Here is a 25,340-nt window from a genome sequence, read left to right as displayed (position 1 = left end):
AGGAGGGGTCGGCGCGCAGCGCGTCGACGAGGTCGGCCTCGGCCGGGGTGTCGAAGGCGGCGAGGTTGATGTCGCGGATGGCGGGGATGTCGGCGGGGGTCTCGGGGCGGGTGATCCAGTTGGTCATGGTGGGTGTTCCGTTCGTGCGTGCGTGGACGGGGTTGTGGCGGTGGAGTACGTAGGCGGCGTAGTTGTAGTGGCCGCCGTGCTCGCGCCGCAGAGTGATCTCTTCCTGTAGCGCGGCCAGCGCCTGGCTCATGCCGGGCCGCGCCGGGTCGGCATGGGCGATCCGCTCGGTCAGCGGCGTGTAGTACTCGTCCCACCAGTCGTCTTCGGGCAGCGGCCAGTGGGCGTCGACCCGGTAGCCGGCCGCCCTGGCGGCCTCGGCGTTCGCGGTGCCGGTGCGCAGCGGGTAGGCCCCGTCCCAGTAGGTACGTGCCGGGGCGGAGGGGGTGGCGGTCAGCCACTCGATCTCGGTGAGGACGAGGACGCCGCCGGGGGCGAGCAGGCGGTGCCAGGCGCGCAGGGCGATGTCGAAGCCGATGGTGTAGACCGCGCCTTCGGCCCAGATCACGTCGAAGCTGCCGTCGGGGAAGGGCAGTTGGTCCATCGAGCAGTTGACGGTCACGATGCGCTCGCTCAGGCCCAGGCGCGCCGCCCGGTCGGTGAGCTGGTCCAGGAAGGGCTGGTGCAGGTCGACCGCGGTGACGTGCGCCTTGGCTTCCCGGGCGAGCAGCAGGGCGGAGCGCCCGGGGCCGCAGCCCGCGTCCAGTACCCGGGGCCGCCGGGGCAGCGGTCCGGCCGCCTCCAGCAGGCGCCGGGTGGTGGCGTCCGAGCCGGGGCCCTGCCGGGGCAGGCCGTGGTGCAGGTCGAAGAACGCCTGGGTCACCGGGTCGGGAGCGGTGTTCTGCCCGTGGGTGTCGGTGGGGTTCACAGCTGTCGCTCCCGGAAGGCGTAGGTGGCGCGCAGTTTCTGCGCGATGTCTTTCTTGGCGCCCTCGCGGTCCGCACGCAGGCGCGCGTCGGTACGGGAGGCGGCGTAGGTGTTCTCCCGCAGCAGCCGGTGGTAGCTGTCCAGGCGGCGCGCGGGCACCTCGCCGGCCTCGACGGCGGCCAGCACCGCGCAGCCCGGCTCCACGGCATGGGCACAGTCGGCGAACCGGCAGTCACGGGCGAGCTGTTGGATCTCCGCGAAGGTGTGGTCCAGCCCGTCCCCGGCGTCGTGCAGGCCGACCGCACGCAGACCGGGGGTGTCCAGCAGGACCCCGCCGGTGGGCAGCGGGAGCAGCTCTCGCCAGGCGGTGGTGTGCCGGCCCTTGCCGTCGGTGCCGCGCACGGCACCGACGGTCAACAGGTCCTGGCCCAGCAGGCGGTTGCCGAGGGTGGACTTGCCCGTGCCGGAGGGGCCGAGCAGTACGACGGTGCCGTCCACGACGGCCGCCAGGGTGTCCAGGCCCTCGCCGGTCACGGCGCTCGTGACGAGCACGTCGACGCCCGGTGCGACCTCGGACACCTCGGCGGCGGCGGTCGGCGCGTCGTCACAGGCATCGGCCTTGGTGAGCACCAGGACGGGGCGGGCGCCGCTCTCCCAGGCCAGCGCGAGCATGCGCTCGATCCGTCCGATGTTGAGCGGGGCGGCAAGCGACACCGTCACCACGACCGTGTCGACGTTGGCGGCGAGGAGCTGTCCCTGTGAGGTACGCGAGGCGGTGGAGCGCACCAGCGTGGTCCGCCGTTCCAGCACCGCGGCCACCACGGGCGCCCGGCCCGGTGCGGCCGGGCGCAGTGCCACCCAGTCGCCGGTACACGGCACCGGCAGCGGGTCGCCCGAGCCGGTGGGCGGGAGCTGCGCGCGGAGGGGACCGGTATCGGTGACGGTCTCGCACAGGCCGCGCTCGGCCCGCACGATCCGCGCGGGAATCAGTCCGGCGGCCCGGTGCGGGGTGAAGGCGTGCTCGCACGCCTCATCCCAGCCGAAGTCCGCGAGGGAAGGGAAAAAGGGAAGGAAAGAAGGTTGTTGAGACAACGTGGAGACCCTTGGGAAAGGACCCCGATAGGCGCAAAGCGCGGGCCTCCCGCCTGCCGACAGGCTCGGGCGGGGGCGTGGACTTCAGGTCAGACCGGGGCCCGGGACGTGAGGATGGTCCGGGCACTGCACACGGCAGCGGCCTCTACGACAGTCATCAACTCACCTCCCACTTCTGGTCCCGCAGCGGACCCGGTTGTCCCTGCTCCTGGAAGCGTAACAGGCCCGTTTACCGGCGCCTCCGCGTCCGGAGAGCGGGGTGACGTCCGAGGGGAGCGCCCGGACGGCCTGCGGTCCTGGTCAAGAGCGGCGAGCGCCCGCCCCTGGCCAAGAGCGGCGAGCGCCCGCCCCTTCCGTCCGCCCCCTTCCGCCGACCCCCGTCGCGTGGCATCCTCACGCCGTCTGTGACGTGAACAACGTCCACGTATCTGAATTCGGTCGGCGGCGACGGAAGGCGGGCTCATGGGGATCAGCAGGCGAGGGCTGCTCGGCAGCGCGATCGGCGTCGCGGCGACGGCCGCCGCGGGCACCGTGCCGGCCGCCGCGGCCGAGGCCGCCTCCAGGGGCGGACGCCGCCAACACACCACCCTCTGGGACGAGTTCAAGGCCGCCCCGTACACCCACCCGCAGATCCCGTACGTGGGCCGGGCCGGCTACCGCGGCGGCGCCGCCTTCCCCCGACGTCCCGTAGTGGCCGACGTCGTCCGGGATTACGGCGCGGCACCGGACGGCTCGGCCGACGCAGCCCCCGCCATCAACCGCGCCATCCGCGACGCCGGCCGCAACGGCGGCGGCACGGTGTACGTCCCGCCCGGCACCTACCGCATCGACGACCTCATCCGGATCGGCCACGACCGCGTCGTACTGCGCGGCGCCGGCAGCGGACGCACCACCCTGCACGCCACCCGCAGCCTCACCGACCTCATCGGCCCCTACGGGAGCCGCTACGGCGGCGACAAATCCAGCTGGTCATGGGCGGGCGGCCTCATCTGGCTCTGCCCGCAGGCCCGTTGGGACTCGCTGACCGACGCGATCAAGGACCGGGACTGGCCGTTCGAGGGTTGGACGGGCAACCGCCGCGACGAGTGGCGCACCCTCACCGCCGTCACCGCACCGGCCCGGCAGGGCGACGACACCCTCACCGTGGCGGACACCACCGCCCTCAGGCCCGGCGCCCGCGTCCTCCTCCACCTGTCCGACGACGCCGACCACACCCTCCTGCGGCACATGAGCGGCGACATCCCGGGCGCCGCGTCCTACCCCTGGAGCGACAAGACCAAGCTGACCTCGTACGTCCCCTACGAGTGGCCCTGCCGGGTCGCGTCCGTCGACCACCACCGGCGCTGCGTGACCATCGACCGCCCGCTGCCCCTCGACGCACGCCCCGCCTGGCAGCCCCGACTCGCCGCCCCCATACGCCCGTTGACCGGCGCGGGTGTCGAGGGGCTCACCCTCGAAATGACCGAGACGGCGCAGTCCCCGCACCTGCTCGACAAGGGCTACAACGGCGTCGCCCTCCAGTGCGCCTGGGACTGCTGGCTGGACGACGTCCACGTCCGGCACGCCGACAACGGCTTCCTCCTGGTCGCCGCCAAGGCGTGCACCCTGCGCCGTACGCGCGTCTCCGGACGCGGCAGCCACCACCCGTACTGCTGCCGTGAGGGCTCGCACGACAACCTCGTCGAGGACTTCGCGATCGACCGGCGTACCGTCCCCGCGCCGCCCGGCACCCAGCTGCACGGCATCAACGTCGAGGGCCTGTCCAGCCACAACGTCTGGTCACGCGGCCGGATGGCGATGGGCACCTTCGACAGCCACCGCGGGCTGCCGTTCGCCAACGTCCGCACCGACATCACCGTCACCAACGACGGTGCGCACGGCGGCGATGCGAGCGCCGGGCCCCTCTACGGCGCCCGGTTCACCCACTGGAACATCACCGTCACCAACCACCGCGCGGGCTGCGTCAAGCTCGACGGCATCGCCCCGTACAGCGCGACCGTCGCCCTCAGCGAGGTGACGGAGTTCGGCCAGATCGACACCCCGGACTTCACGGGCCCCCTGCACACCCGCATCGCCTCCTACGGCCACCCGGAGGCAGCCTGCCCGCCCAACCTGTACGAGGCGCAACGGGAGTTGCGTCTCTGAGCGCCGCGGCCGGTCCCTTACGGGTTCGGTCCCTTACGGGCTCAGACCCTTACGGGTCCGGCGTCTCACGCCACCGGTTCGGCCGCTGCCGCCGCCTCGCCGGCCCCCGTGCGGCTCTCCGCCCTGGTCGCGCCCGTGGCGGCCGGGAGGTTGCGCAGCAGCAGGCCGTAGCCGACGGCCGCGACGGTTCCGACGACCGCGCAGCCGGCCCACAGGACGTCCGCCCCGTAATGGTCGATGACCGTGCCGCCGACCAGCGGCGCGGCCAGCGAGGCGACCGCCCAGGACAGCGCGTACGTGCCCTGGTAGCGACCGCGCCCGTGGGTCGGCGAGAGGCGGACGACCAGGCTCATCTGGGTGGGCGCGTTGATGATCTCGCCGAGCGTCCAGACCGCCACCGCGAACGTGTACAGCGCCACCGATCCGCCCAGCGCGTTGAGCCCGAAGCCGTAGCCGGCCAGCAGGGCCGAGCCGATCAGCAGCGCGGCGGGGCTGCGGTGCTCGATGAAACGGGTGACCGGGATCTGGAGGAGCACGATCAGCACGCCGTTGGCGGCGATGATCAGGCCGAAGTCGGCACTGGAGAAGCCGTGTTGGCCCATCGAGACCGGTAGCGAGACGTACGCCTGCTGGAAGACCAGCGCGAGCAGGAGGTTCAGGCCGACGACGGTCATGAAGCGGCCGTCGCGCAGCACCGTCAGCATGGAGACCGCGGACGGGGCGGGCCCGGAGGCGTCGGCGGCGCCCGCCGTGGGACGCGACTCGGGCAGCTTCCGGAAGACGACCAGGGCGCAGGCCAGCACCAGCGTCGCCTCGCCCAGGAAGAGCGCCAGATAGCCGTGCTCGGCGATCAGCCCGGCGGCGGCCGATGAGAAGGCGAAGCCGAGGTTGATCGCCCAGTAGTTGAGCGCGTAGGCACGCACCCGGTCCTCGGGGGCGACGATGTCCGCCATCATCGCCTGGACCGCGGGCCGCGAAGCGCTCGACGCCATGCCGACGACGCAGGCCACCGCGGCGATACCGACCGGCGATTCCATGAACCCGAGCAGCGCGACCGAAGCGGCCGTGGAAAGCTGCGCGATCAGCATCGTCGGCCGCCGCCCGAGCCGGTCCGTCAGGATCCCGGCGCCCACGGACGCGACCACCCCACCGAGCCCGTACAGCGCGCCGACGAGACCCGCGTACGAGGCGGAGTAGCCGCGCTCCACGGTCAGGTAGAGCGCCAGAAACGTCGCGACGAATCCGCCGAGCCGGTTGATCAGGGTGCTGGTCCACAGCCACCAGAACTGGCGGGGGAGACCGGAAACGCTCTCCCTGGCGGCTCTTGCGAGACGGGCTGCGGACATGAGGGTTCCCCCGGGCGGTGTGGGCGGGCGGACGCGGCGGGACCGCATCCCGGCCGTGCGGACGGTGCCCTGGCGCGACACCCCAGTGGCTGGTGCGTTGACCGAAAACTACTGATCACGGGCGAGCCGCCGCCACCGGATTGACGGGAGCCGTCAAGCGTCGGGCGACCGGCACCGGCGGCCTCGCGCGGCGCCCCCGTGCCCCGTCCAACCGCCCGGGGCACGGCAGGGACACGGCCGGTATTCGATTACGCTCGATGCCATGGCCGACGCACCGTACAAGCTGATCCTCCTCCGCCACGGCGAGAGCGAGTGGAACGCGAAGAACCTGTTCACCGGCTGGGTGGACGTCAATCTCAACGAAAAGGGCGAGAAGGAGGCGGTCCGCGGCGGAGAGCTGCTCACGGACGCCGGCCTGCTCCCCGACGTGCTGCACACCTCCCTCCAGAAGCGCGCCATCCGCACCGCGCAGCTGGCCCTGGAGGCCGCCGACCGCCACTGGATCCCGGTCCACCGCAGCTGGCGCCTGAACGAGCGCCACTACGGCGCGCTCCAGGGCAAGGACAAGGCGCAGACGCTCGCCGAGTTCGGCGAGGAGCAGTTCATGCTGTGGCGCCGCTCGTACGACACCCCGCCGCCCGCCCTGGAGGACGGCGCCGAGTTCTCGCAGAGCGACGACCCGCGCTACGCCGACATCCCCAGCGAGCTGCGCCCGCGCACGGAGTGCCTCAAGGACGTCGTCACCCGCATGCTGCCGTACTGGTACGACGGCATCGTCCCGGACCTCGTCGCCGGCCGCACGGTCCTGGTCGCCGCGCACGGCAACAGCCTCCGCGGCCTGGTCAAGCACCTCGACGGGATCTCCGACGCGGACATCTCCGGCCTGAACATCCCCACCGGCATCCCGCTCTTCTACGAGCTGGACGCCGACTTCCGCCCGGTCAAGCCCGGCGGCACCTACCTCGACCCGGAGGCCGCCAAGGCCGCCATCGAGGCAGTGAAGAACCAGGGCAAGAAGAAGTAGCACCCCACACCCGAGCCCCCCGCCTGCGGTTTCGTCCGCCGACGGGGGGCTCGGTGCTGCTCGGTTCCGGTGCTGCCCGGTTTCTGCCAGGTCCGCGGTGCTACCCGCAGCAGCCGCCGCACTGGCACGGCGCGCCGGACTGGCAGCCGCAGCCGCAGCCGGAGCCGCAGCCGCAGGCGCCGAGCAGGGGCAGGCGTGGGCGGGCGGTGTCCGCCGGCTCGTCGCGGTCGGTGGCGTCGTGGGAGTCCGTGCGCAGTGCCATGAATTGCCTCCTCGGGATCACCTGCCGCCATTGCAAGCCCGCGCAGAGCGGCGCGTCAACGGCGCGTGGAGGCACGCGGCAGCGGCGCACGGTGGTGCGCCCTGCCCCTACGCGCCCTCGACCGCCGTCGGCGGAGCGATCTCGTCGGCGTGCTCGCCGGTCACCAGGTAGACGACCCGCTTGGCCACGGACACGGCGTGGTCGGCGAACCGCTCGTAGTAGCGGCCCAGCAGCGTCACGTCCACGGCGGTCTCGATGCCGTGCTTCCAGCGGTCGTCCATCAGGTGCTGGAAGAGCGCGCGGTGCAGCAGGTCCATCGCGTCGTCGTCCTGCTCCAGCTGGAGGGCCAGATCGACGTCCTTGGTGATGATGACCTCGGCCGCCTTGGCCATCAGGCGCTGCGCCAGCTGCCCCATCTCCAGGATGGTGGCGTGCAGATCGCGCGGCACGGCCGTCTCGGGGAAGCGCAGCCTGGCCAGCTTGGCGACGTGCTGGGCGAGGTCGCCCGAGCGCTCCAGGTCGGCGCTCATCCGCAGGGAGGTGACGACGATCCGCAGGTCGGTGGCGACCGGCTGCTGGCGGGCGAGCAGGGTGATGGCCCGCGCCTCCAGATCGCGCTGGAGGTCGTCGACCTTCTCGTCGGCGGCGATCACGCTCTCGGCGAGCTTGAGGTCCGCGTCGAGTATCGCCGTGGTGGCGCGCCCGATCGCGGAGCCGACGAGCCGGGCCATCTCGACCAGACCTTCGCCGATCGAATCCAGCTCCTCGTGGTACGCGTCCCGCATCTGTGACCTTCTCTCGCATCGAGTGGTGGTGTGGGAAAACCGCGGTACGGAACGGCTCGGTGCACGCTCCGCTCCCACGCTCCCACGGTCTGTGCGCGCACGGACCTGACTGTGGGAAGAGGCTTCCGCACGGTGCTCACAGTGGGCGGACCGCGCGACGTACGGTGCCACCCGGAGTGAAGCGCACCTGACGCCAAGGTGAACTCTGGGCGACGCGACCGGGGGCCCCGGGCGGCGCCGGGAGTCCGGAGGTGCCGGCCGGGGTTAGGGGACGGCGGCTTTTCCGGGTGTCACGGGGGTCGGGAGCCGGTCCGGGGGGACGCTCCGGCGGCCCGTTCGCGGAGCCCGGGGTGAACCACCACCGACGCCACGGTGAACTCTGGGCGACGGGTGTTCGAGCAGACACTCGCACGGCTGGGGAAGTGTCCGACCAGGCGCATAACCTGGGGTCATGAACGTGGACGCGGCCGTCGCCGCAGTGGCAGCGATAGCCGGGTTGTGCACCGGCGTCTTCGCCATGCTGGCGTTCCGCTGGAGCGAGCGCGACCAGACCAAGCCCACGCGGACATCCCTGCACACCGACGCCGTGCTCCCGCCCGGCGTCGACACCGTCCTCTCGGTGCTGCGCTCATCCGCGGTGGTGCTGGACGAGGCCGACTCCGTCGTCAAGGCCAGCTCCGCCGCGTACGCGCTCGGTCTCGTCCGCGGCGGCAAGCTCGCCGTCGAGCCGATGATGCAGATGACCCGCGACACCCGCAGGGACGGCGAGATACGCCAGGTCGAGCTGGATCTGCCGCGCCGCGGCACCGGCCGCGGCGACGCCCTCGCGGTCTCCGCCCGGGTCGCCCCGCTCGGCTCCCGGCTGGTGCTGCTGCTCGTCGAGGACCTCACGGAAGCCCGTCGCATAGAGGCGGTGCGCCGTGACTTCGTGGCCAACGTCAGCCATGAGCTGAAGACGCCGGTCGGCGCGCTGTCGCTGCTGTCCGAGGCGGTGATGGACGCGAGCGACGACCCCGAGGCCGTCACCCGCTTCGCCGGCCGGATGCAGAACGAAGCGACCCGGCTCACCAACCTCGTCCAGGAGCTGATCGACCTCTCCAGGGTCCAGAACGACGACCCCCTGGAGGACGCCGAGCCGGTCCGGGTGGAGGAACTGGTCGAGGAGGCGGTCGACCGCTGCCGCCAGCAGGCCGGTGCGAAGCAGATCACCATGGCGTCGAACCTGGGAGTGCCCACCGGCTCGTCCGTCGAAGGCAGCCCGGTGCGCGGCGCCGCCGACACCTCCGACCTGTACGTATGGGGCAACCGCGGCCAGCTCGCCGCCGCCCTCGGCAACCTCGTGGAGAACGCCGTCAACTACTCACCGGCGCGCACCCGCGTCGGGATCGCCGGCCGCCGGGTGTCCGCCCCCGGTGGCGACCTGATCGAGCTCGCGGTGACCGACCAGGGCATCGGGATCTCCGAGAAGGACCGGGACCGCGTTTTCGAGCGGTTCTACCGTGTGGACCCGGCGCGCTCGCGCGCCACCGGCGGGACCGGCCTCGGCCTCGCCATCGTCAAGCACGTGGCCGCCTCCCACGGGGGAGAGGTCACAGTGTGGAGCGCTGAGGGACAGGGCTCCACCTTCACCCTGCGTCTCCCGGAAGCCGGAGCCGTACGCGACCGCGAACGGCCCGCCGACCCCGCCGCTACGGAGGCCCTCGACGAAGAGGACCGGCCGTACGAGACCTTCAACGATCCGCTTCCAGCTCACCCTGCCCCGGAGGTCCTTCCGTGACCCGAGTGCTTGTCGTCGAGGACGAGGAATCGTTCAGCGACGCACTGTCGTACATGCTCCGCAAGGAGGGATTCGAGGTCGCCATCGCGGCTACGGGCCCCGACGGACTGGACGAGTTCGAGCGCAACGGCGCCGACCTGGTCCTGCTGGACCTGATGCTGCCGGGCCTGCCCGGCACCGAGGTCTGCCGCCAGCTGCGTGGCCGCTCCAACGTCCCGGTCATCATGGTGACCGCCAAGGACAGCGAGATCGACAAGGTGGTCGGCCTGGAAATAGGAGCCGATGACTACGTCACCAAGCCGTTCTCCTCGCGGGAGCTGGTCGCCCGCATCCGCGCGGTGCTGCGGCGCCGCGGCGAACCGGAGGAGGTCACTCCGCAGGCACTCGAAGCCGGCCCGGTCCGTATGGACGTGGACCGCCACGTCGTGACGGTCGGCGGCGGCAAGGTCGATCTGCCGCTCAAGGAGTTCGACCTGCTGGAGATGCTGCTGCGCAACGCCGGCCGGGTGCTGACCCGGATGCAGCTCATCGACCGGGTGTGGGGCGCCGACTACGTGGGCGACACCAAGACCCTGGACGTGCACGTCAAGCGGCTGCGCGCCAAGATCGAGCCGGACCCGGGCGCGCCGCGCTACCTCGTCACGGTCCGCGGCCTGGGCTACAAGTTCGAGCCGTAAACACCACGCGGCGGCGCGGCACCACCACAGCCGCGCCGGCCGCCCGCAGTACGCGTCAGGGGCGCCCCTCCCAGCCGGAGGGGCGCCCCTGACGCGTAGCGCTGTCGCGCGGTGCCGTCCAGGAGGGCGGCGGGCGGTCAGTGACCGGCGTGCGCCCCCTGGCCCGCGCCTTCCGACGTCTCCGCACCGGCGGGGCTCTCGGAACCGCCGGGCTTGCCCGACTCGGCGGGCTTGCCGGACTCCGACGGCTTGGCGGTGCCCGACGGCGTCACACCAGGCTGCGGCACGACCTCGGGGCCGTAGTCCTTGAAGTAGCTGTTCGCCGGGACGACATAGGCCCGCAGCTGGACGGAGCCGGTGTCGCTGAAGCTGAAGCTGACGGGCTGCGCGTTGCCGTCCTGGACGGCCTCCCGGCCTTCCGCCAGGGTCGCGGTGGCGTTGCCCTTGCCGCCGATCACGACGGAACCGCCGGCCGGCACGGTGATCGGGCCGCTGCCCTTCACCGGGGCGAGCTTGGCCTTCTTGCCGGTGTCCACGAGGGTGATGGAGGTCAGCTTCTGGTCCTTGGTGCCGCTGTTGAACACCGTCGCGGTGATCGCGGCCGGACCCTTGGCCTTGAGATCGGGCTGGGTGACCACGGACGCGTTCTGGACCTTGATGTCGCCGACGGTGGTCGCGGCGTTGTCCGGCTTGACCTCCAGCGTCTGGGCGTCGTTCCCGGCCCCGCACGCGGAGAGCGTGGCGATCGAGAGCGTAAGGACGGTGGCGGCGAGGACGCCGCGTCGAAGGCTGCGGCTCACGGCGGCGGCATCTCCTTGGACGAGCTTCGGCGGCCGAACTTCGTCCGGTCGCGGTGGACGGCTGGGGCGGCCGTGGCGTACGCGTCATGACGACGGGTGCGTAAAGCCGCCCTAAGGGTGTGTCAGCGCCGCTAGGTTACCGAGCCGCCCTCGCGCCGCCGCACCCGACCCGCCCCTGAGTGATCACGCCCCGGATCGGCGGCGGCGGACATGGGGCGGACGCGTCCGGCGAACGGCACGGCGCGGGCCGCACCCGCCCCTCCCCATCCGCCTCTCGCGCCATCCGACTTCACCGAAATCCCCGCCGTATCCCCGACGTATCTCCGGCCTCATCTCCGCCCGGATCTCCGGTCTCTTCGCGGTCTTCCCGTGCGGCGGGGAGGGAACGCGGATCGGTAAGCCGGGGAATACGAGCGAAGAGACCGTTCGGGTGGCCGGGCCGCCGGATTCCGTGACGGTTTCCCCGATGAAATGGAGTATTCGCAGGGAATGCGGACGCGTCACGGAATTGATCACGCGCCTTCCGCCGCCGGCGGGTGATCAATTCGAGAAACCCGACCGGGGTGCTCGCGCGCACCGAACGGAGTAGCGGAAGTCGCTCATACGGATCCGCGCAAACCGGGACTTTCGTCCTGTTGATCAACGACTTCCCGACGTGTCGCGGGCATGTTTCCGCTCGCCCGAGAAGGGGCTCCCACCTGCGAATACCTGTCCACGGCGGCCCCTCGCAGCACGTTCCGGTCGTAGTTGTCAAGCCCCGAGATATGCCCTGACCTGCGAAAACGCCATTCAGAACGGCCCGTTCACGTGTTAGCATGGATAGCCACGGAAGGGGTACCTGTCACATGACGTTCAAGGTTGGCGACACCGTGGTCTATCCCCATCACGGGGCCGCGCTGATCGAGGCCATCGAAACTCGCCAGATCAAAGGCGTGGACAAGACCTACTTGGTGCTGAAGGTCGCCCAGGGCGATCTGACGGTTCGTGTGCCAGCGGACAATGCGGAGTTCGTCGGCGTACGCGATGTGGTCGGCCAGGACGGGCTGGACCGGGTCTTCGAGGTGCTGCGTGCACCGTATGCCGAAGAGCCGACGAACTGGTCCCGTCGCTACAAGGCAAATCTCGAGAAGCTCGCTTCTGGTGACGTGATCAAGGTCGCCGAGGTCGTCCGCGACCTGTGGCGTCGGGAGCGCGAGCGCGGACTCTCCGCCGGTGAGAAGAGGATGCTCGCCAAGGCGCGCCAGATCCTGGTGAGCGAGCTGGCCCTCGCGGAGAACACCAACGAAGACAAGGCCGAGGCTCTGCTCGACGAGGTCCTCGCGTCCTGACGACGCAGGCTGTGCCGGAGCGATCTGTGGTGAGGTGACGCAGATGGTCCCGGTGCAGTGATGCAACGCAGCAATGCCGCGGTGCCCGAGTGACGACTTCCCCTCCGGGAGAGGTCTGTTGCCGGGCGCTGCGGCATATCTGCGGCGGTATGTCTTCGGCCCTTCCCGGTCCCGGGCCCCGGCCGCCGGCCAGGTGGCGTGCCGGGCTGGGGCAGCTGCCTCGACCACTGTCACGGAAGGGGCGGTCAAGACGTTGCGCCCGGCACGCTGTGGCCATACCCACCCCGGCTGAGGCAACAAACCTGTCTGCGTCAATTCCGGGAACACCCCGGACTCCGGAGCCTTCGATGCCAGATTCTTCCCGTCCGATCCGCACCGCGGCGGTCATCCCCGCCGCAGGCCGCGGGGTACGGCTCGGCCCCGGCGCCCCCAAGGCGCTGCGCGCGCTGGGCGGCACCCCGATGCTCGTGCACGCGGTCCGCGCGATGGCCGCGTCCCGGGCCGTCTCCCTCGTCGTCGTGGTCGCGCCGCCGGACGGTGCGCCCGGGGTCCGCAGCCTGCTCGACGAGCATCCGCTCGGCGATCGCACCGAACTCGTCGTCGTCCCGGGCGGCGAGACCCGGCAGGAATCCGTGCGCCGCGGGCTCGCCGTGCTCCCCGATGACATCGACGTGGTGCTGGTGCACGACGCCGCGCGCCCGCTGGTGCCGGTCGACACCGTCGACGCGGTGATCGCCGCCGTGCGGGCCGGGGCTCCGGCCGTCGTCCCCGCGCTGCCGCTCGCCGACACCGTCAAGCAGGTCGATCCGGGCTCACCGGGCGAGCCGGAGCCGGTGACCGGCACTCCGGAGCGGGCCCTGCTGCGGGCCGTGCAGACTCCGCAGGGCTTCGACCGGGAGACCCTGCTCAAGGCGCACGAGACGGTCGTCGTCGAGGGCGAGGGCGCCACCGACGACGCGGGGCTCGTGGAACGGCTGGGGGCCCCGGTGGTGGTGGTTCCTGGCCATGAGGAAGCGTTCAAGGTGACCCGGCCGCTGGACCTCGTCCTGGCCGAGGCCGTACTCGCCCGTAGGAGGGCCACCGATGGCTATGTCTGAGCCGACCACCGGATCCGGAGCCGACGGGCTGCCGGGACTGCCCCTCGTCGGCATCGGCACGGACGTGCACGCCTTCGAGCGGGGCCGCGAGCTGTGGTGCGCCGGGCTCCTCTGGGAGGGCGAGGAGTACGGCCTGGCCGGGCACAGCGACGGTGACGTGGCCGCGCATGCCGCCTGTGACGCGCTGTTCTCCGCGGCCGGCATCGGCGACCTCGGCGCGCATTTCGGCACCGACCGGCCCGAGTGGTCCGGCGCCTCCGGGGTGACGCTGCTGGCCGAGGCCGCGCGCCTGGTACGGGCCGAGGGTTTCGCGATCGGCAATGTCGCGGTGCAGGTCATCGGCGTACGCCCGAAGGTCGGCAAGCGGCGGGACGAGGCGCAGAAGGCGCTGTCGGCCGCGGCGGGTGCGCCGGTCTCGGTGTCGGGGACGACCTCGGACGGGCTGGGGCTCACCGGCCGCGCGGAGGGCCTCGCGGCGGTGGCGACGGCGCTGGTGGTCCGCAGGGCGTAGCGGGTGCGGTGCGGGCCCGGGTTCCGCGGGTTCGCGGAATGGCCGGGTCCGGTACGCCGGGTGAATCCCCGCGAATCGGGCGAGTGTCACGCTTGTGTCCCCGCGTGGCCGAAGGGGTCGCGGGGCACTCCCTCATTCCGACTACCCTGGTTCCGTGACGATTCGCCTGTACGACACCAGCGCCCGGCAGATTCGCGATTTCACCCCGCTCACGCCGGGCTGTGTCTCGATCTACCTGTGTGGCGCGACCGTGCAGGCCGCCCCGCACATCGGGCACATCAGGTCGGGACTGAACTTCGACATCATGCGCCGCTGGTTCGCCCACCGCGGCTACGACGTGACGTTCGTGCGCAACATCACGGACATCGACGACAAGATCATCAAGAAGTCCGCCGAGCAGGGCCGCCCGTGGTGGTCGATCGGTTACGAGAACGAGGTCGCCTTCAACGCGGCGTACGACGTGCTCGGCTGCCAGCGGCCGACGTACGAGCCGCGGGCGACCGGCCACATCCCCGAGATGATCGAGATGATGCGCGGCCTGATCGAGCGGGGCCACGCCTACGCCGTCGACGGCAACGTCTACTTCGACGTGCGGTCCTTCCCCGGCTACCTGGAGCTGTCCAACCAGGAGCTGGACAAGCTCAAGCAGCCGTCGGGCGAGGGCGAGACCGGCAAGCGTGACTCCCGGGACTTCGCCATGTGGAAGGCGGCCAAGGAGGGCGAGCCCAGCTGGGAGACCCCGTGGGGCCGCGGCCGTCCCGGCTGGCACCTGGAGTGCTCGGCGATGGCGCACAAGTACCTGGGCAGCGCCTTCGACATCCACGGTGGTGGCGTCGACCTCGTCTTCCCGCACCACGAGAACGAGATCGCGCAGGCCAAGGCGTACGGCGACGACTTCGCCGCCTACTGGACGCACAACGCCTGGGTGACCATGAGCGGCGAGAAGATGTCCAAGTCGCTGGGCAACTCCGTGCTGGTCAGCGAGATGGTCAAGCGCTGGCGGCCGATCGTGCTGCGCTACTACCTGGGCACCCCGCACTACCGCTCGATGATCGAGTACAGCGAGGAGGCGCTGCGCGAGGCCGAGTCGGCGTTCGCGCGGATCGAGGGCTTCGTCCAGCGGGTCGTCGAGAAGGCCGGGGTCGTCGAGCCGGCGCCCGAGGTCCCGCCGGCCTTCGCCGAGGCGATGGACGACGATCTGGGCGTCCCGCAGGCGCTGGCGATCGTGCACACCACCGTCCGGCAGGGAAACTCCGCGCTGACCGCCGACGACAAGGAAGCCGCCGTCGCCAGGCTGGCCGAGCTGCGGGCGATGCTCGGCGTGCTCGGCCTCGACCCGCTCGACGACCACTGGTCGGGCGGCGGCGCGGACCGCGGCGACGACCTGCACGGCGTGGTCGACTCGCTGGTCCGCCTGGTGCTCGACCAGCGGCAGGCCGCCCGTACCCGCAAGGACTACGCGACCGCCGACGCCATCCGCGACCAGCTCCAGCAGTCAGGTCTCGCCATCGAGGACACCCCGTCCGGGCCGCGCTGGTCGCTGTCCTGACCCCGTTGTGAGCCCGGCGTGATCTCCGTCGTGACCCCCGGCCGCCGTCCGGATTCGCCCTTCGCGGTGGCCGCGGGCGACACTCAATCCATACGTTCGTACCCACTCCACGTCGCGAGACGTCGAGAGCAGTGAAGAAACAGGTGACCCATGGCCGGCAACAGCCAGCGCAGGAACCGCCGCACGTCCAACAAGAAGGGCGCGCAGGTCGGCAGCGGCGGCCAGCGACGCCGGGGCCTGGAAGGCAAGGGGCCGACCCCGCCCGCCTCCGCGCGCAAGGGGCATGTCAAGAACCGGGTGGCCAACGCCAAGGCGAAGCAGGCGGCTGCGCGCCGTCCCGCGCCGCGGCGCGGTGGCGCGAAGGGCACGTCGGAGCTGGTCGTCGGCCGTAACCCGGTCTTCGAGGCGCTGCGCGACGGGGTGCCGGCGACCGTGCTCTACGTCCAGCAGTTCATCGACACCGACGAGCGGGTGCGCGAGGCGCTCCAGCTCGCCGCGCAGCGCGGCGACATCAACCTCATGGAGGCGCCGCGCCCCGAGCTGGACCGGATGACCAACGGCCTCAACCACCAGGGTCTGGTCCTCCAGGTTCCGCCGTACGACTACGCGCACCCCGAGGACCTGGCAGCCGCCGCGTTCGACGAGGGCGCGGAGCCGCTGATCGTGGCGCTCGACGGGGTCACCGACCCGCGCAACCTCGGCGCCGTCGTCCGCTCCGTGTGCGCCTTCGGCGGCCACGGCGTGGTCGTGCCGGAGCGCCGCGCGGCCGGGATGACGGCCGGTGCGTGGAAGACGTCGGCGGGTACCGCGGCCCGTACGCCGGTCGCCCGTGCCACCAACCTGACCCGGACGCTGGAGCAGTACCAGAAGGCCGGTCTGACGGTCGTCGGTCTGGCCGCGGACGGCGAGATGGAGCTGCAGGACGTCGCGGCGCTGGACGGTCCTGTCGTCATCGTCGTCGGCAGCGAGGGCAAGGGCCTGTCGCGGCTGGTCGGCGAGACCTGCGACGTGCGGGTGCGGATTCCGATGCCGGGTGGCGCGGAGTCGTTGAACGCCGGTGTCGCCGCCGGTGTCGTCCTGTGGGAGGCGGCGCGCAGGCGCGGCTGAGGGAGTGCGCGGGTACCGGCCGTCCAGGAGGGCGGTCGGTACGGCGCGCAGTCCGGGGCAAGGCGTGACGCTCCGTGCGAATTCCGGTGATCCCGTGACCTTTTGACGGGTCTCGGACAGATCGGCGCGGCCAAAGCAGTGTCTTAACCGCTCGTCACTCGGTTAGATGAGCGTGGACACCAGAACACCCCGCACACCTACGGGGGGACGCTCACCCGGCTTCGACGACGAGCCGCTGCTGAGCTCGGTCAAGGTGGCGTGCGACCCCGCGCAGGTCGTCGTCAACCACGCCAGCTTCCGCGTGCAGCTCGCCGCGCCCGTCGTGAGCCGGGCCATGGCTTCGGCCGCGCGCCTCCCCGTCGTCGGGGGGACGGCAGGCGGCGCCAGGCGACGTGCCCCCGTGGTGTGGAGCGGCCGTACGGATCCGGGCGGCCAGGCCGGCGCCACCACCCAACTCCTGCGCGCGGTCCGCCATGCGGGCCTCGGCCAGGCCAGGCCGGGCGACGACACCGGCACCACCCAGGTCCTGCCCCGGGTGCGGCTCGACGACGGGGCACCGCCCCCCGCGGCCACCGTCGTCGGGCAGCGCGGCCCCACCGACTCCGACACCGCGCTGCTGCGCGGCGTGCGGCCCGTCGGCGGCGCGTACGACGGCACGGGCCACGACGCCTACGACGGCGCGTACGGCGGCCCGTATTCCCGTGACGCGTACGCCGAGGACCGCTACGAAGCACGGGAGCGCTACGACCCGGCGGGCCGGCGGCGCACCACCGGCGGCGTCCGGCACGCCTACTATCCGGGGCGCCGGATGAACCTCGGCGTCGTCCTGCTGCCGCTGCGCATCTTCCTCGGCCTGATCTCCATCTACGCCGGGATGGGAAAGCTCTGCGACCCCGTCTACTTCGACGGCGGCGAGCGCGGCTCCATGGTCAAGTGGATGCTGTCGCTCGACCCCTGGGCGCTGGCCGTCCCGCTGCGCGACTTCGCCCTCGGGCACCCGGTCGGGGCCGGTCTGACCGTCGCGTTCCTCCAGGTCGTGGTCGGAGTCCTGACCATCTGCGGCCTGTGGCAGCGGCTGGCGGCCTCGTTCGGGGCGCTGCTCTCCGCCGCCCTGCTGATGACCGTCACCTGGCGCACCGTCCCGGCCTACGACGCGCCGGACATCATCTACCTCGCCGCCTGGAGCCCGCTGATCATCGCGGGCGCGCCGGTCTACTCCATGGACGCCCGGCTGGCAGGCGAGGCGTGGCGGCGGCTCGGCCCGCGCGTGGACGTCAGCGACCTGCGGCGCCGGGTACTGCGCCGGGGCGCCGTGCTGGCGGCCGTGATCGCGGGCCTCACGCTGCTCATCGGCTCGCTGCTCGGCGGGGCCGTACGGTCCGCGACGGTCCCGCCCGTGCCGCGCCCGGGTGAGCCGGCGATCAACAACCTGCCCGGTTCGCCGCTGCCCAGCCCGCGCCGTCACTTCACCCGGCCCCAGCAGTCGAGGACCGCGGCCCCGCAGCCCGTCGGTTCGCCGACGGCGGGCGCCGCGCACACCGCGGGCCCGTCGGGTTCGCCGTCCGCATCGGCCCCCGGCAGCTCCCCGTCGGCTGGCAGCACCAGCGGTACCGCCCAGCAGCCCGGCGCGACCACCAGCGGCGCGCCGCAGCGGACCGAGCCGACCCGGGCCCCGGCCCCCACTCAGGCGTCGCCTTCCTCGGGCGGCACCGGCGGCGGTGCCACCGGCGGCGGCTCGGACGACGAAGGCTCCGACGGCTCGGGCAGCGGCTCCCGGCACCACGGCGGCACCCTGGGCGGCCTGCTGGGCTGACCCGCGCGCCACCTGCCACGGCCCCCGAACACCCCGTACGCGGAGGGGAGTTCGGGGGCCGTGGGGTGTGCGGTCCGGCTACCGCGCGGGGTCCGGCAGCTCCCGCAGCCAGTCGACGAGGAGGTGGTTGACCTCGTCGGGGCGCTCCTGCTGCACCCAGTGGCCGCAGCCGTCGATGAGGTGCGAGGAGACCAGGCCGGGCAGCGTGGTGGGGAAGGCGTCGATGGCGTCGGCCATCCAGGTCGTGGAGGCGTCCAGGGCGCCGCCGATGAACAGTGCGGGCTGCGTGAGCGGGGCTCCGTCCAGGGCGCTCAGGTCCGCCCAGTCGCGGTCGGCGTTCCGGTAGCGGTTGAGCGCGCCGGTCAGCCCGGTCCGCTCGAACTCCCCGGCGTAGACGTCGAGATCGGCCTCGGTCAGCCAGGACGGCGAGGCGCCGCGGACGAAGCGGTCGGACATCCGGCCGCCGCCGGGAACGAAGAAGTGCCCGTGGCCGCCGTCCGCCGGCATCGTGTCGCCGGACAGCGAGGCGTAGAACCCCGCGAGCCAGCCACGGACGTCCGGCTCGATCTCTGCCTCGGCCCGGCCCGGCTCCTGGAAGTAGCTGACGTAGAACTCCTCGTCGCCGCCGATGGCCGCGAACGCCTCGGTCGGCCGGTGGCCGTTGCGGGGCGCGTAGGGGACGCCGAGCAGGGCGACGGCGGTGCAGACGTCGGGCCGCAGCAGCGCCGTGCCGGCGGCGATGGGGGAGCCCACGTCGTGGCCCACGAGCGTCGCGGTCCGTTCTCCCAGGGCGTGCACGACCGCGACGTTGTCGGCGACGTGCGCCGCCATCCGGTAGCCGGCGACGTCGGCGGGTTTCGACGAGCGTCCGTAGCCGCGTACGTCGATCGCGACCGCGCGGTAGCCCGCCGCGGCGAGCGCCGGGAGCTGGTGGCGCCACGCGTACCAGCTCTCGGGGAAGCCGTGGAGGAGGAGCACCAGAGGGCCCGAGCCCTGCTCCACCAGATGGATGCGGCCGTCGGGGACGTCCACCAGGCGGTGTGTGACGTCCGGCAAGGGGGCGGGCTGCGGCATACGTCCTCCCGGAGGGATGCGGGCTCGTGGCGACCGGCCGCTCCGCGCGCGGCCGGTACGGCGGAGCATGCGGCAGCGGGCCGAGCGGCCGTGAGCAAATTTGCCGTTCCGGCAAAGCCGGGAGGTGGGGACGTGTGCCCGAGGTCTCAACTCGGGTGCGTGCCGAGCTCCTTGGCGGCTTCGATGAGGTCCTTGGTGGTGTCGATGGCCCGCCAGTAGGCGCCGTGCGGGAGCGGGTAGCCGGCCAGGCGGCGCTCGCGGGCGAGCCGCGGGAAGGTGGTGCGCTCGTGGTCGCCGCGTACCGGCAGCAGGTCGGCGAAGGCGGCGGAGAAGACGTAGACGCCGGCGTTGATGAGGTACGGCGAGGGCGGCGCCTCGATGAAGTCCAGGACGTGCCCGAACTCGTCGGTCTCCACGACGCCCCACGGGATCCTGGGGCGGGCCAGCGCGAGGGTGGCGTCGACGCCGCGTTCGTCGTGGAAGGCGGCCATCTCGCGGAGCGGGAAGCGGGTCCAGATGTCGCCGTTGGTGGCGTACCAGGGCTCGTCGGGGCGGGGGAGCGCGGCGGCTGCGTATTTGAGCCCGCCGCCGCGTCCCAGCGGTTCGGTCTCGACAACTGTCGTGACGCTCAAGGGGAGTTCGGTCTCGTCCAGCCAGTCCTGGAGCACGTGGGCGAGGTGGCCGCAGGAGACCACCGCGTCGGTGACGCCTTCCGAGGCCAGCCAGGCGAGCTGATGGCCGATGATCGGGGTTCCGGTTCCGGGAATCTCGACCATCGGCTTGGGGCGGTCGTCGGTGTACGGACGGAGGCGCGAGCCCTGGCCTCCTGCCAGGACAACGGCCTGCGTGGGGCACGGGGGTGGGGCGACTGTCATGATTCGCACCCTATGCGGTGCGAGTCCGGGTCACTGGGCGTCGGCGACGCCGGTGGCGAAGGAGGTGTCGCAGACCGGGCGGGAGAACGCCTGGGCGCGATGCGCGGCACCGTACTTGTTGACCGCGGCTCGGCCCAGCGCCTGCGCGATCGACATGCAGTGCTTGGCGAGGGACGGCCGTTCGGTGGTGGCCTTCTGAAGATGCGTCAGAGCGACCCCTGGATCCTTCTCCTGGAGCTCGACCAGGAGGCGGTCCCGGAGGACGTCCTGAGGGGCGCGGGGGGCGGCGGCCTTGGCGGCGACCTTGCCGGATGACGCGGTCAGCACCTGCGAGTCCGTGGCTGTCGAGGCCCACGGCACGCGGGTGACCGCGAGCGTCCCGGAGAGGACGAGGACGACGGGAAGGACGAGGGCGAGAGTTCTGCCGATACGGCGGGCTGCGGAGTTCACGGTCGCGATGGTAGCGAGGGGTGACGATGTGGCGACATTTGGTCACCTTATCGAGCGATGGAACGGCCGCCGGGGCGGTGGCGATGTTGACGTACAGATTCGAAAAGCGGCCTGCGGTGGGGGGTTTGGGGCGTCTGGTGGTGTGGCGCGCCCGTATAGGGGAGGGGCGGTGCGGTACCCCTCCCGGCCTCGTGCGGCGCGCCCGCAGCCGGAAGGGGCGGCGCGGCACTTCGCCGCCCCGCCCCTCCGCCTTCTCCGGGTCGTCGTCGCCCGGCCGCTGGCTCAGTCGCTCAGCCGCTCGCCCGATGACGTCGAGAAGACGTGCGTCTCGCCCGGCAGCGGCACGACGTGCAACTGCGTGCCCTTCTCCGGCACCTGGCGGCCGTTGACCCGTACGACCAGGTCCTTGACCTCGCCGCCGACCTCGGCGGAGCCGTAGACGTAGCCGTCGGCGCCGAGTTCCTCGACGATGTTGACCGTGACGGCAAGACCCGCGGGCGCGTCGGCGGACGCCTTGGACAGCGACTTCGCGGCGGCACCGTTCTGCTCGACGATCTCGAAGTGCTCGGGCCGCACGCCGACGGTGACCGTCGTGTCGCCCTTGTCCGCCGCCGAGGCCAGCGCCTCACGGTTGACCGGCACGACGCTGTTGCCGAACTTCACCCCGCCGTCGGTGATCGGCACCTCCACGAGGTTCATCGCGGGGGAACCGATGAACCCTGCCACGAACAGGTTCGCCGGCCGGTCGTACATGTTCCGCGGCGAGTCGACCTGCTGGAGCAGCCCGTCCTTGAGCACCGCGACCCGGTCGCCCATCGTCATCGCCTCGACCTGGTCGTGGGTGACGTAGACGGTGGTGATGCCCAGGCGCCGCTGGAGCCCGGCGATCTGCGTACGGGTCTGCACGCGCAGCTTCGCGTCGAGGTTGGACAGCGGCTCGTCCATGAGGAACACCTGCGGCTCCCGGACGATCGCCCGGCCCATCGCCACCCGCTGCCGCTGGCCACCGGACAGCGCCTTGGGCTTGCGCCCGAGGTACTCCGTCAGGTCCAGGATCTTCGCCGCGTCCTCGACCTTCTGCCGGATCTCGGCCTTCGGCACCCCAGCGATCTTGAGGGCGAAGCCCATGTTGTCCGCGACGGTCATGTGCGGGTAGAGCGCGTAGTTCTGGAACACCATGGCGATGTCCCGGTCCTTGGGCGGAAGGTGCGTGACGTCACGGTCGCCGATGCGGATGGCCCCGCCGTCGACGTCCTCAAGACCGGCGAGCATGCGCAGCGAGGTCGACTTGCCACAGCCGGAAGGGCCGACCAGGACGAGGAACTCACCGTCCTCGATGGCGATGTCGAGCTTGTCGACCGCGGGCTTGTCGGAACCCGGGTAGATCCGGGATGCCTGGTCGTAGGTGACCGTAGCCATGGTGATGTGTCCCTTCACCGGCAGGAACGTGCCGGACGATCCGAGTAAAAGGAGTGGTGTGGCCCACAAACGCGGGCTCCCGGAGACGCTACCTGCGGCGACGCCCGGTGTCAGTAGCCCACCGGTCACGAAATGGCGACCGGCATCCGGCGCGCCTGGGTACACTGCTTCCGCACGCCTCCTTAGCTCAGCTGGCCAGAGCACCGCTCTTGTAAAGCGAAGGTCGTCGGTTCGAATCCGACAGGGGGCTCTGAGTAGGAGCGTTATGACCTGCGGTTTGCTGCGCAGGGCGCTGTGATCGGCCCCGGACCTGGCGTCCGGGGCCTTTTGCGTGAGGGGAGCGCGAGCGGATGTGCCGCCAAGTTCCGTCGTGGCGGCGGATTCCCCGGCGGTTTTTGTCATGCTTGTCCTGTGTGTGGGGGGAGACGGGGCGGGGGCGGCCTTGGCGATCGACAGGTCGGCCTCGCCGCCGCTTTCTGCCGCTACAGACGGCTCCTCCGGCTCACCGCATGGGGCACGGCCTAAAGGCCACCGGCCAGGAACGTCACGCCGATGCCGCCCAGTGCCAAGCCGGCCCCCACGTCGATCGCGGTACGCACCGTCTTGCGTGTCAGGACCGCACTCAGGTACCCGATCGCGGTGACGTACAACGTCCACCATGCGGCGGCGCACAGCACGACCAGGCCGCCCAGGAGGAGTGACTGCTCGAATGCTGAACCCGGCACCAAGAACTGGGGCATGAAGGTGAGGTAGAAGATCAGTGCTTTGGGGTTGAGTACGTTGTTGAGGAATCCCTGCAATGCGGCCGTACGGACATTCCCCGGCGCGGACTGTGGCGTGATGGATTGCCGTCGAGGTCGGTGCACGACCGAAAAGATCAATAACGCGCCCAGCAGTACCAGGTAACCTCCACCGACCACCCGCAGGAGATTTAAAATCGCGGTGCTCGCGGCCAGGAAAGCGGCGAGGCCACTGGCCGTCACGAGAGTGAGCAGCGCCAAGCCGGCACATATGCCGGCAGTGGTGCCATAGCCGTGACGCCGGCCCCCGGCAAGAGAGTGCCGGGTGACGAGGACGAAGTCCGGGCCCGGCACCACCAGCATCAAAAGGGTGGTCGCGACAAAGACCGATAAATGGTCCATTATGGAGTCCCTGAGGTCAGAGCGGCGGGTGAGGCGAGAGTGGCGGCTCGTCAGATTATCGCCCAAGTGCTGGAAAATGGGAATGAAGTCCGGGTATCGTTCGGCGTATGCGTAGCCTCTTCGAACTGGATTCGTTCGACCTGAGGATCCTTACGGCTCTTCAGAACAACGCCCGATTATCCAACAAGGAGCTCGCTGCCCAGGTCGGTGTCGCGCCGTCAACCTGCCTGGACCGCGTCAATAGGCTCCGTAAAAACGGTGTGATCCGTGGCTACCGCTTGAATGTCGATCCTGAGCTGGTCGGTCGGCCACTCGAAGCCTTGTTGTATGTGAGAGTGCAACCGCATCGCCGCTCACTCGTCGAGCCATTTGTCCAGCATGTCCTCATGCTGCCGGAAACCCGCTTTGTCTATCACTTGACGGGGCCCGATGATTTTCTTGTGCACGTGACCGTCGAGAATTCCCGCCAACTGCAACGGCTCGTCCTGGATGAGCTGACCAACCGGGAAGAAATATCGCTGGTGCACACGAACTTGATATTCCAATGCTGGGAGGGAGGTCCGCTCCTGCCTCCGCCAGATAAAACCCCATGAATTACGGCCGGGGTGAGCCCGACGAAACCGAGTAGTCCCGCACCGCGTACCGCGTCGCTCGGCCGCGTACGGCAGGGCCGGCAGTCGGAACGCGGCTGTAGGCGTACCGGCCACCGGCCCTACGTCTCGCTCGCTGTCGGCTGGACACGCGGGCTGGGCACCGCCCGTGCTCGTGCATGCCGATACGGCGAGAATTCCGTTGCGGAACGGGTCTAGCAGTGGCGCAGGGAGAACGTGCTTCCTTCACTCAGAGACAGAAGCTTCGCCGCGTCACCCAGGTTGACCGCCAAGGCCAAGCGGTCGGCGGAGTCGATGTGGGCCAGAGGCGCCCCTTCGGGGACGCTGCCGAAGGTTTCCACGAACGGGATTGTCGTGATCGATCCTCCTGCGGTGAGCTCCAGTTTGGCGCCCATCGTGATGCCTCCGTCCCGGAGGTAAGCGGAGTCCAGAGAAGTCTGCAGATTACCGAAGCGGTCCTTGATGACGACCTCGCCCAGGAATGCGTCACCCCGACGGTCCCGAACGGGATCGGGGATGCGCACCAATTCGGTGACCGGGACGCTGGGGCCGAATTCCTTTGGCGAGACACCATTGGCGAGATGAGCAGCCGCCGGCGCGAAGACGTCACGCCCGTGGAAGGTGGTGGAGACCGCGTCGAGCCGGAATTTCGGGTCGGCGAGCTCGTATGCGGCGGATACACCCCCGGCGATGTCTGCCGCCCGCAGCAGAAGGCCGTTGTCCGGGCCTACGAAGAGCTGTGATCCCACTTCCAGTACGACGGGCTTGCGCTGTGTGCCGACGCCGGGGTCGACCACTGTCAGGTGGACGGCGTCCGGCAGATACGGAATCGCCTGTCGAAAGATCTCGGCACCGTGCTGGATGTCGCCACGCGGCACGAGGTGTGTGACGTCCATGACGCGTGCTTCCGGGGCGATGCGTGCCATGACGCCGTGGCACACTCCGATGAACTTGTTCTCCAGGCCGTAATCGGTGAGGAAGGTAATCCACTTCTTCTGTGGCATCTCGTTCATCCTAACGCCGAGAGTCGAAAGGGGAGAGGCCCGCGGAAACTGCGGGGGGGGGGGGATCACGTCACGTGAGGCTCTTGAGGGACCTCGAAACGGACTTCACCGCTTTGCGGGGTCCGTGGAGCGCGATTCCGAGATAGTCGAGCGGATCTGCCAGGAAGTGCTTCTCGTACTCCTCGTAGGACTTGCTTTTTCGGGCTGCCTCGTTGAAGTCGATGACGGTCACACCGGCTGCCATGGCCTTCTGTCTGACCAGTGGCAGTGCACTCCGTGGGCTACCGAGGACCGGCACAGGAGTGGTCCCGATGCCCGGGTGAAGAGATCCTGCGGCATCCGCAAGATCCGGGCCTGCCTTGATCAGCCCATGGGCCCCGAGTGCGATGCCCAGCACCGCCGCGGTATTGGCCGCCAGCCACCTCGGCAACTCGTCATCCAGCACGAGCACGCAGACCGCGTTGTCGGCACAGTTGTCGGTCGGCGGCTCGGACCAGCTGGTGGGCATGCAGGTGCTCC

At 70.9% G+C, this 25,340-nt stretch carries 24 protein-coding genes and 1 tRNA gene; 12 read left to right on the top strand and 13 right to left on the bottom strand.

Going from position 1 to position 25,340, the window contains the following annotated elements; all coding sequences use genetic code 11:
• Both ACIBK8_RS29365 and rsgA read right to left on the bottom strand, forming a co-directional pair.
• On the bottom strand, window positions 1-934 hold a 934-nt coding region (locus ACIBK8_RS29365), incomplete at its 3' end, for a methyltransferase domain-containing protein (RefSeq protein ID WP_399044982.1).
• On the bottom strand, window positions 931-2,025 hold the full coding sequence (gene rsgA / locus ACIBK8_RS29360) for a ribosome small subunit-dependent GTPase A (RefSeq protein WP_399044981.1): 1,095 nt from the start codon (window positions 2,023-2,025) through the stop codon (window positions 931-933). The genes ACIBK8_RS29365 and rsgA, both read right to left, overlap by 4 nt.
• Before the next feature lie 462 nt (window positions 2,026-2,487).
• Between rsgA and ACIBK8_RS29355 the strand changes: the two genes are divergently transcribed.
• Complete coding sequence (locus ACIBK8_RS29355; protein WP_399044979.1) at window positions 2,488-4,170, top strand: glycoside hydrolase family 55 protein; 1,683 nt, start codon at window positions 2,488-2,490, stop codon at window positions 4,168-4,170.
• A gap of 65 nt (window positions 4,171-4,235) precedes the next feature.
• Here the strand turns inward: ACIBK8_RS29355 and ACIBK8_RS29350 are convergent, their stop codons facing one another.
• Window positions 4,236-5,516: an MDR family MFS transporter gene (locus tag ACIBK8_RS29350; RefSeq protein ID WP_399044977.1), complete on the bottom strand. Its 1,281-nt coding sequence runs from the start codon at window positions 5,514-5,516 to the stop codon at window positions 4,236-4,238.
• 262 nt (window positions 5,517-5,778) lie between these two features.
• On the opposite strand from ACIBK8_RS29350, the gene ACIBK8_RS29345 reads away from it, so the two are divergent.
• Complete coding sequence (locus tag ACIBK8_RS29345; RefSeq protein WP_227046823.1) at window positions 5,779-6,540, top strand: phosphoglyceromutase; 762 nt, start codon at window positions 5,779-5,781, stop codon at window positions 6,538-6,540.
• 100 nt (window positions 6,541-6,640) lie between these two features.
• Here ACIBK8_RS29345 and ACIBK8_RS29340 read toward each other — a convergent pair whose 3' ends face one another.
• Window positions 6,641-6,802 (bottom strand): hypothetical protein, encoded by a 162-nt coding sequence (locus ACIBK8_RS29340; protein WP_399044975.1) that lies wholly within the window; start codon window positions 6,800-6,802, stop codon window positions 6,641-6,643.
• A 107-nt stretch (window positions 6,803-6,909) separates the two neighbouring features.
• Window positions 6,910-7,587: a phosphate signaling complex protein PhoU gene (gene phoU / locus ACIBK8_RS29335; protein ID WP_399044974.1), complete on the bottom strand. Its 678-nt coding sequence runs from the start codon at window positions 7,585-7,587 to the stop codon at window positions 6,910-6,912.
• A gap of 451 nt (window positions 7,588-8,038) precedes the next feature.
• On the opposite strand from phoU, the gene ACIBK8_RS29330 reads away from it, so the two are divergent.
• Both ACIBK8_RS29330 and ACIBK8_RS29325 read left to right on the top strand, forming a co-directional pair.
• Window positions 8,039-9,364: a sensor histidine kinase gene (locus tag ACIBK8_RS29330; RefSeq protein ID WP_399044973.1), complete on the top strand. Its 1,326-nt coding sequence runs from the start codon at window positions 8,039-8,041 to the stop codon at window positions 9,362-9,364.
• Window positions 9,361-10,041, top strand: coding sequence for a response regulator transcription factor (locus ACIBK8_RS29325; protein ID WP_030288822.1), 681 nt, complete (start codon window positions 9,361-9,363; stop codon window positions 10,039-10,041). Before ACIBK8_RS29330 ends, ACIBK8_RS29325 begins: the two co-directional genes overlap by 4 nt.
• 137 nt (window positions 10,042-10,178) lie before the next feature.
• Here the strand turns inward: ACIBK8_RS29325 and ACIBK8_RS29320 are convergent, their stop codons facing one another.
• On the bottom strand, window positions 10,179-10,841 hold the full coding sequence (locus ACIBK8_RS29320) for a DUF461 domain-containing protein (RefSeq protein WP_399044972.1): 663 nt from the start codon (window positions 10,839-10,841) through the stop codon (window positions 10,179-10,181).
• Between the two features lie 845 nt (window positions 10,842-11,686).
• Here ACIBK8_RS29320 and ACIBK8_RS29315 point away from each other — a divergent pair.
• From ACIBK8_RS29315 to ACIBK8_RS29290, 6 genes are all read left to right on the top strand, one after another.
• Window positions 11,687-12,169, top strand: coding sequence for a CarD family transcriptional regulator (locus ACIBK8_RS29315; protein ID WP_003953493.1), 483 nt, complete (start codon window positions 11,687-11,689; stop codon window positions 12,167-12,169).
• 347 nt (window positions 12,170-12,516) lie between these two features.
• Window positions 12,517-13,266 carry a 2-C-methyl-D-erythritol 4-phosphate cytidylyltransferase gene (gene ispD, locus ACIBK8_RS29310; protein WP_399044971.1) on the top strand — a complete coding sequence of 250 codons (750 nt, stop codon included), beginning with the start codon at window positions 12,517-12,519 and terminating at the stop codon, window positions 13,264-13,266.
• Window positions 13,259-13,777 carry a 2-C-methyl-D-erythritol 2,4-cyclodiphosphate synthase gene (gene ispF / locus ACIBK8_RS29305; protein WP_399044990.1) on the top strand — a complete coding sequence of 173 codons (519 nt, stop codon included), beginning with the start codon at window positions 13,259-13,261 and terminating at the stop codon, window positions 13,775-13,777. Before ispD ends, ispF begins: the two co-directional genes overlap by 8 nt.
• Window positions 13,778-13,931: 154 nt before the next feature.
• Complete coding sequence (cysS, locus tag ACIBK8_RS29300) at window positions 13,932-15,326, top strand: cysteine--tRNA ligase (RefSeq protein ID WP_399044969.1); 1,395 nt, start codon at window positions 13,932-13,934, stop codon at window positions 15,324-15,326.
• Window positions 15,327-15,476: 150 nt separating this feature from the next.
• A complete protein-coding gene (gene rlmB, locus ACIBK8_RS29295; protein ID WP_393688182.1) occupies window positions 15,477-16,433 on the top strand; it encodes a 23S rRNA (guanosine(2251)-2'-O)-methyltransferase RlmB in 957 nt (318 codons plus the stop codon).
• Window positions 16,434-16,599: 166 nt separating this feature from the next.
• Window positions 16,600-18,246: a DoxX family protein gene (locus tag ACIBK8_RS29290; RefSeq protein WP_399044967.1), complete on the top strand. Its 1,647-nt coding sequence runs from the start codon at window positions 16,600-16,602 to the stop codon at window positions 18,244-18,246.
• 78 nt (window positions 18,247-18,324) lie between these two features.
• Here ACIBK8_RS29290 and ACIBK8_RS29285 read toward each other — a convergent pair whose 3' ends face one another.
• The 4 genes from ACIBK8_RS29285 to ACIBK8_RS29270 all read right to left on the bottom strand — a co-directional run bounded on the left by ACIBK8_RS29285 (window position 18,325) and on the right by ACIBK8_RS29270 (window position 22,064).
• The gene (locus tag ACIBK8_RS29285) at window positions 18,325-19,320 is read right to left on the bottom strand and encodes an alpha/beta fold hydrolase (RefSeq protein ID WP_399044965.1); all 996 of its coding nucleotides are present in this window, start codon (window positions 19,318-19,320) and stop codon (window positions 18,325-18,327) included.
• 146 nt (window positions 19,321-19,466) lie between these two features.
• Entirely contained in the window at window positions 19,467-20,195 is a 729-nt protein-coding gene (locus ACIBK8_RS29280) for an NDP-sugar synthase (protein ID WP_393688188.1), read from the bottom strand.
• 30 nt (window positions 20,196-20,225) lie between these two features.
• Window positions 20,226-20,645, bottom strand: a complete 420-nt coding sequence (locus ACIBK8_RS29275; protein WP_399044963.1) for a hypothetical protein — start codon at window positions 20,643-20,645, stop codon at window positions 20,226-20,228.
• Window positions 20,646-20,927: 282 nt separating this feature from the next.
• Entirely contained in the window at window positions 20,928-22,064 is a 1,137-nt protein-coding gene (locus tag ACIBK8_RS29270; RefSeq protein WP_399044961.1) for an ABC transporter ATP-binding protein, read from the bottom strand.
• A 176-nt stretch (window positions 22,065-22,240) separates the two neighbouring features.
• Between ACIBK8_RS29270 and ACIBK8_RS29265 the strand changes: the two genes are divergently transcribed.
• Window positions 22,241-22,314: transfer RNA gene (locus tag ACIBK8_RS29265), tRNA-Thr, on the top strand.
• Window positions 22,315-22,585: 271 nt separating this feature from the next.
• Here the strand turns inward: ACIBK8_RS29265 and ACIBK8_RS29260 are convergent.
• Entirely contained in the window at window positions 22,586-23,206 is a 621-nt protein-coding gene (locus ACIBK8_RS29260) for a LysE family translocator (RefSeq protein WP_399044960.1), read from the bottom strand.
• Between the two features lie 107 nt (window positions 23,207-23,313).
• On the opposite strand from ACIBK8_RS29260, the gene ACIBK8_RS29255 reads away from it, so the two are divergent.
• Window positions 23,314-23,799, top strand: a complete 486-nt coding sequence (locus tag ACIBK8_RS29255; protein ID WP_399044958.1) for an Lrp/AsnC family transcriptional regulator — start codon at window positions 23,314-23,316, stop codon at window positions 23,797-23,799.
• Window positions 23,800-24,011: 212 nt separating this feature from the next.
• On the opposite strand, the gene ACIBK8_RS29250 is transcribed toward ACIBK8_RS29255, so the two are convergent.
• Both ACIBK8_RS29250 and ACIBK8_RS29245 read right to left on the bottom strand, forming a co-directional pair.
• Window positions 24,012-24,821: an S-adenosyl-l-methionine hydroxide adenosyltransferase family protein gene (locus ACIBK8_RS29250; RefSeq protein WP_399044956.1), complete on the bottom strand. Its 810-nt coding sequence runs from the start codon at window positions 24,819-24,821 to the stop codon at window positions 24,012-24,014.
• Between the two features lie 70 nt (window positions 24,822-24,891).
• Window positions 24,892-25,329 carry a DUF2000 domain-containing protein gene (locus ACIBK8_RS29245; protein WP_399044954.1) on the bottom strand — a complete coding sequence of 146 codons (438 nt, stop codon included), beginning with the start codon at window positions 25,327-25,329 and terminating at the stop codon, window positions 24,892-24,894.
• Window positions 25,330-25,340: the final 11 nt, after the last annotated feature.

Origin of the sequence: Streptomyces sp. NPDC050161 (assembly GCF_044460025.1) — a bacterium.
Classification (GTDB): domain Bacteria; phylum Actinomycetota; class Actinomycetes; order Streptomycetales; family Streptomycetaceae; genus Streptomyces.
The sequence above is the reverse complement of the archived record's forward strand: the minus strand, read 5'-3'. Positions and strand labels throughout refer to the sequence as shown.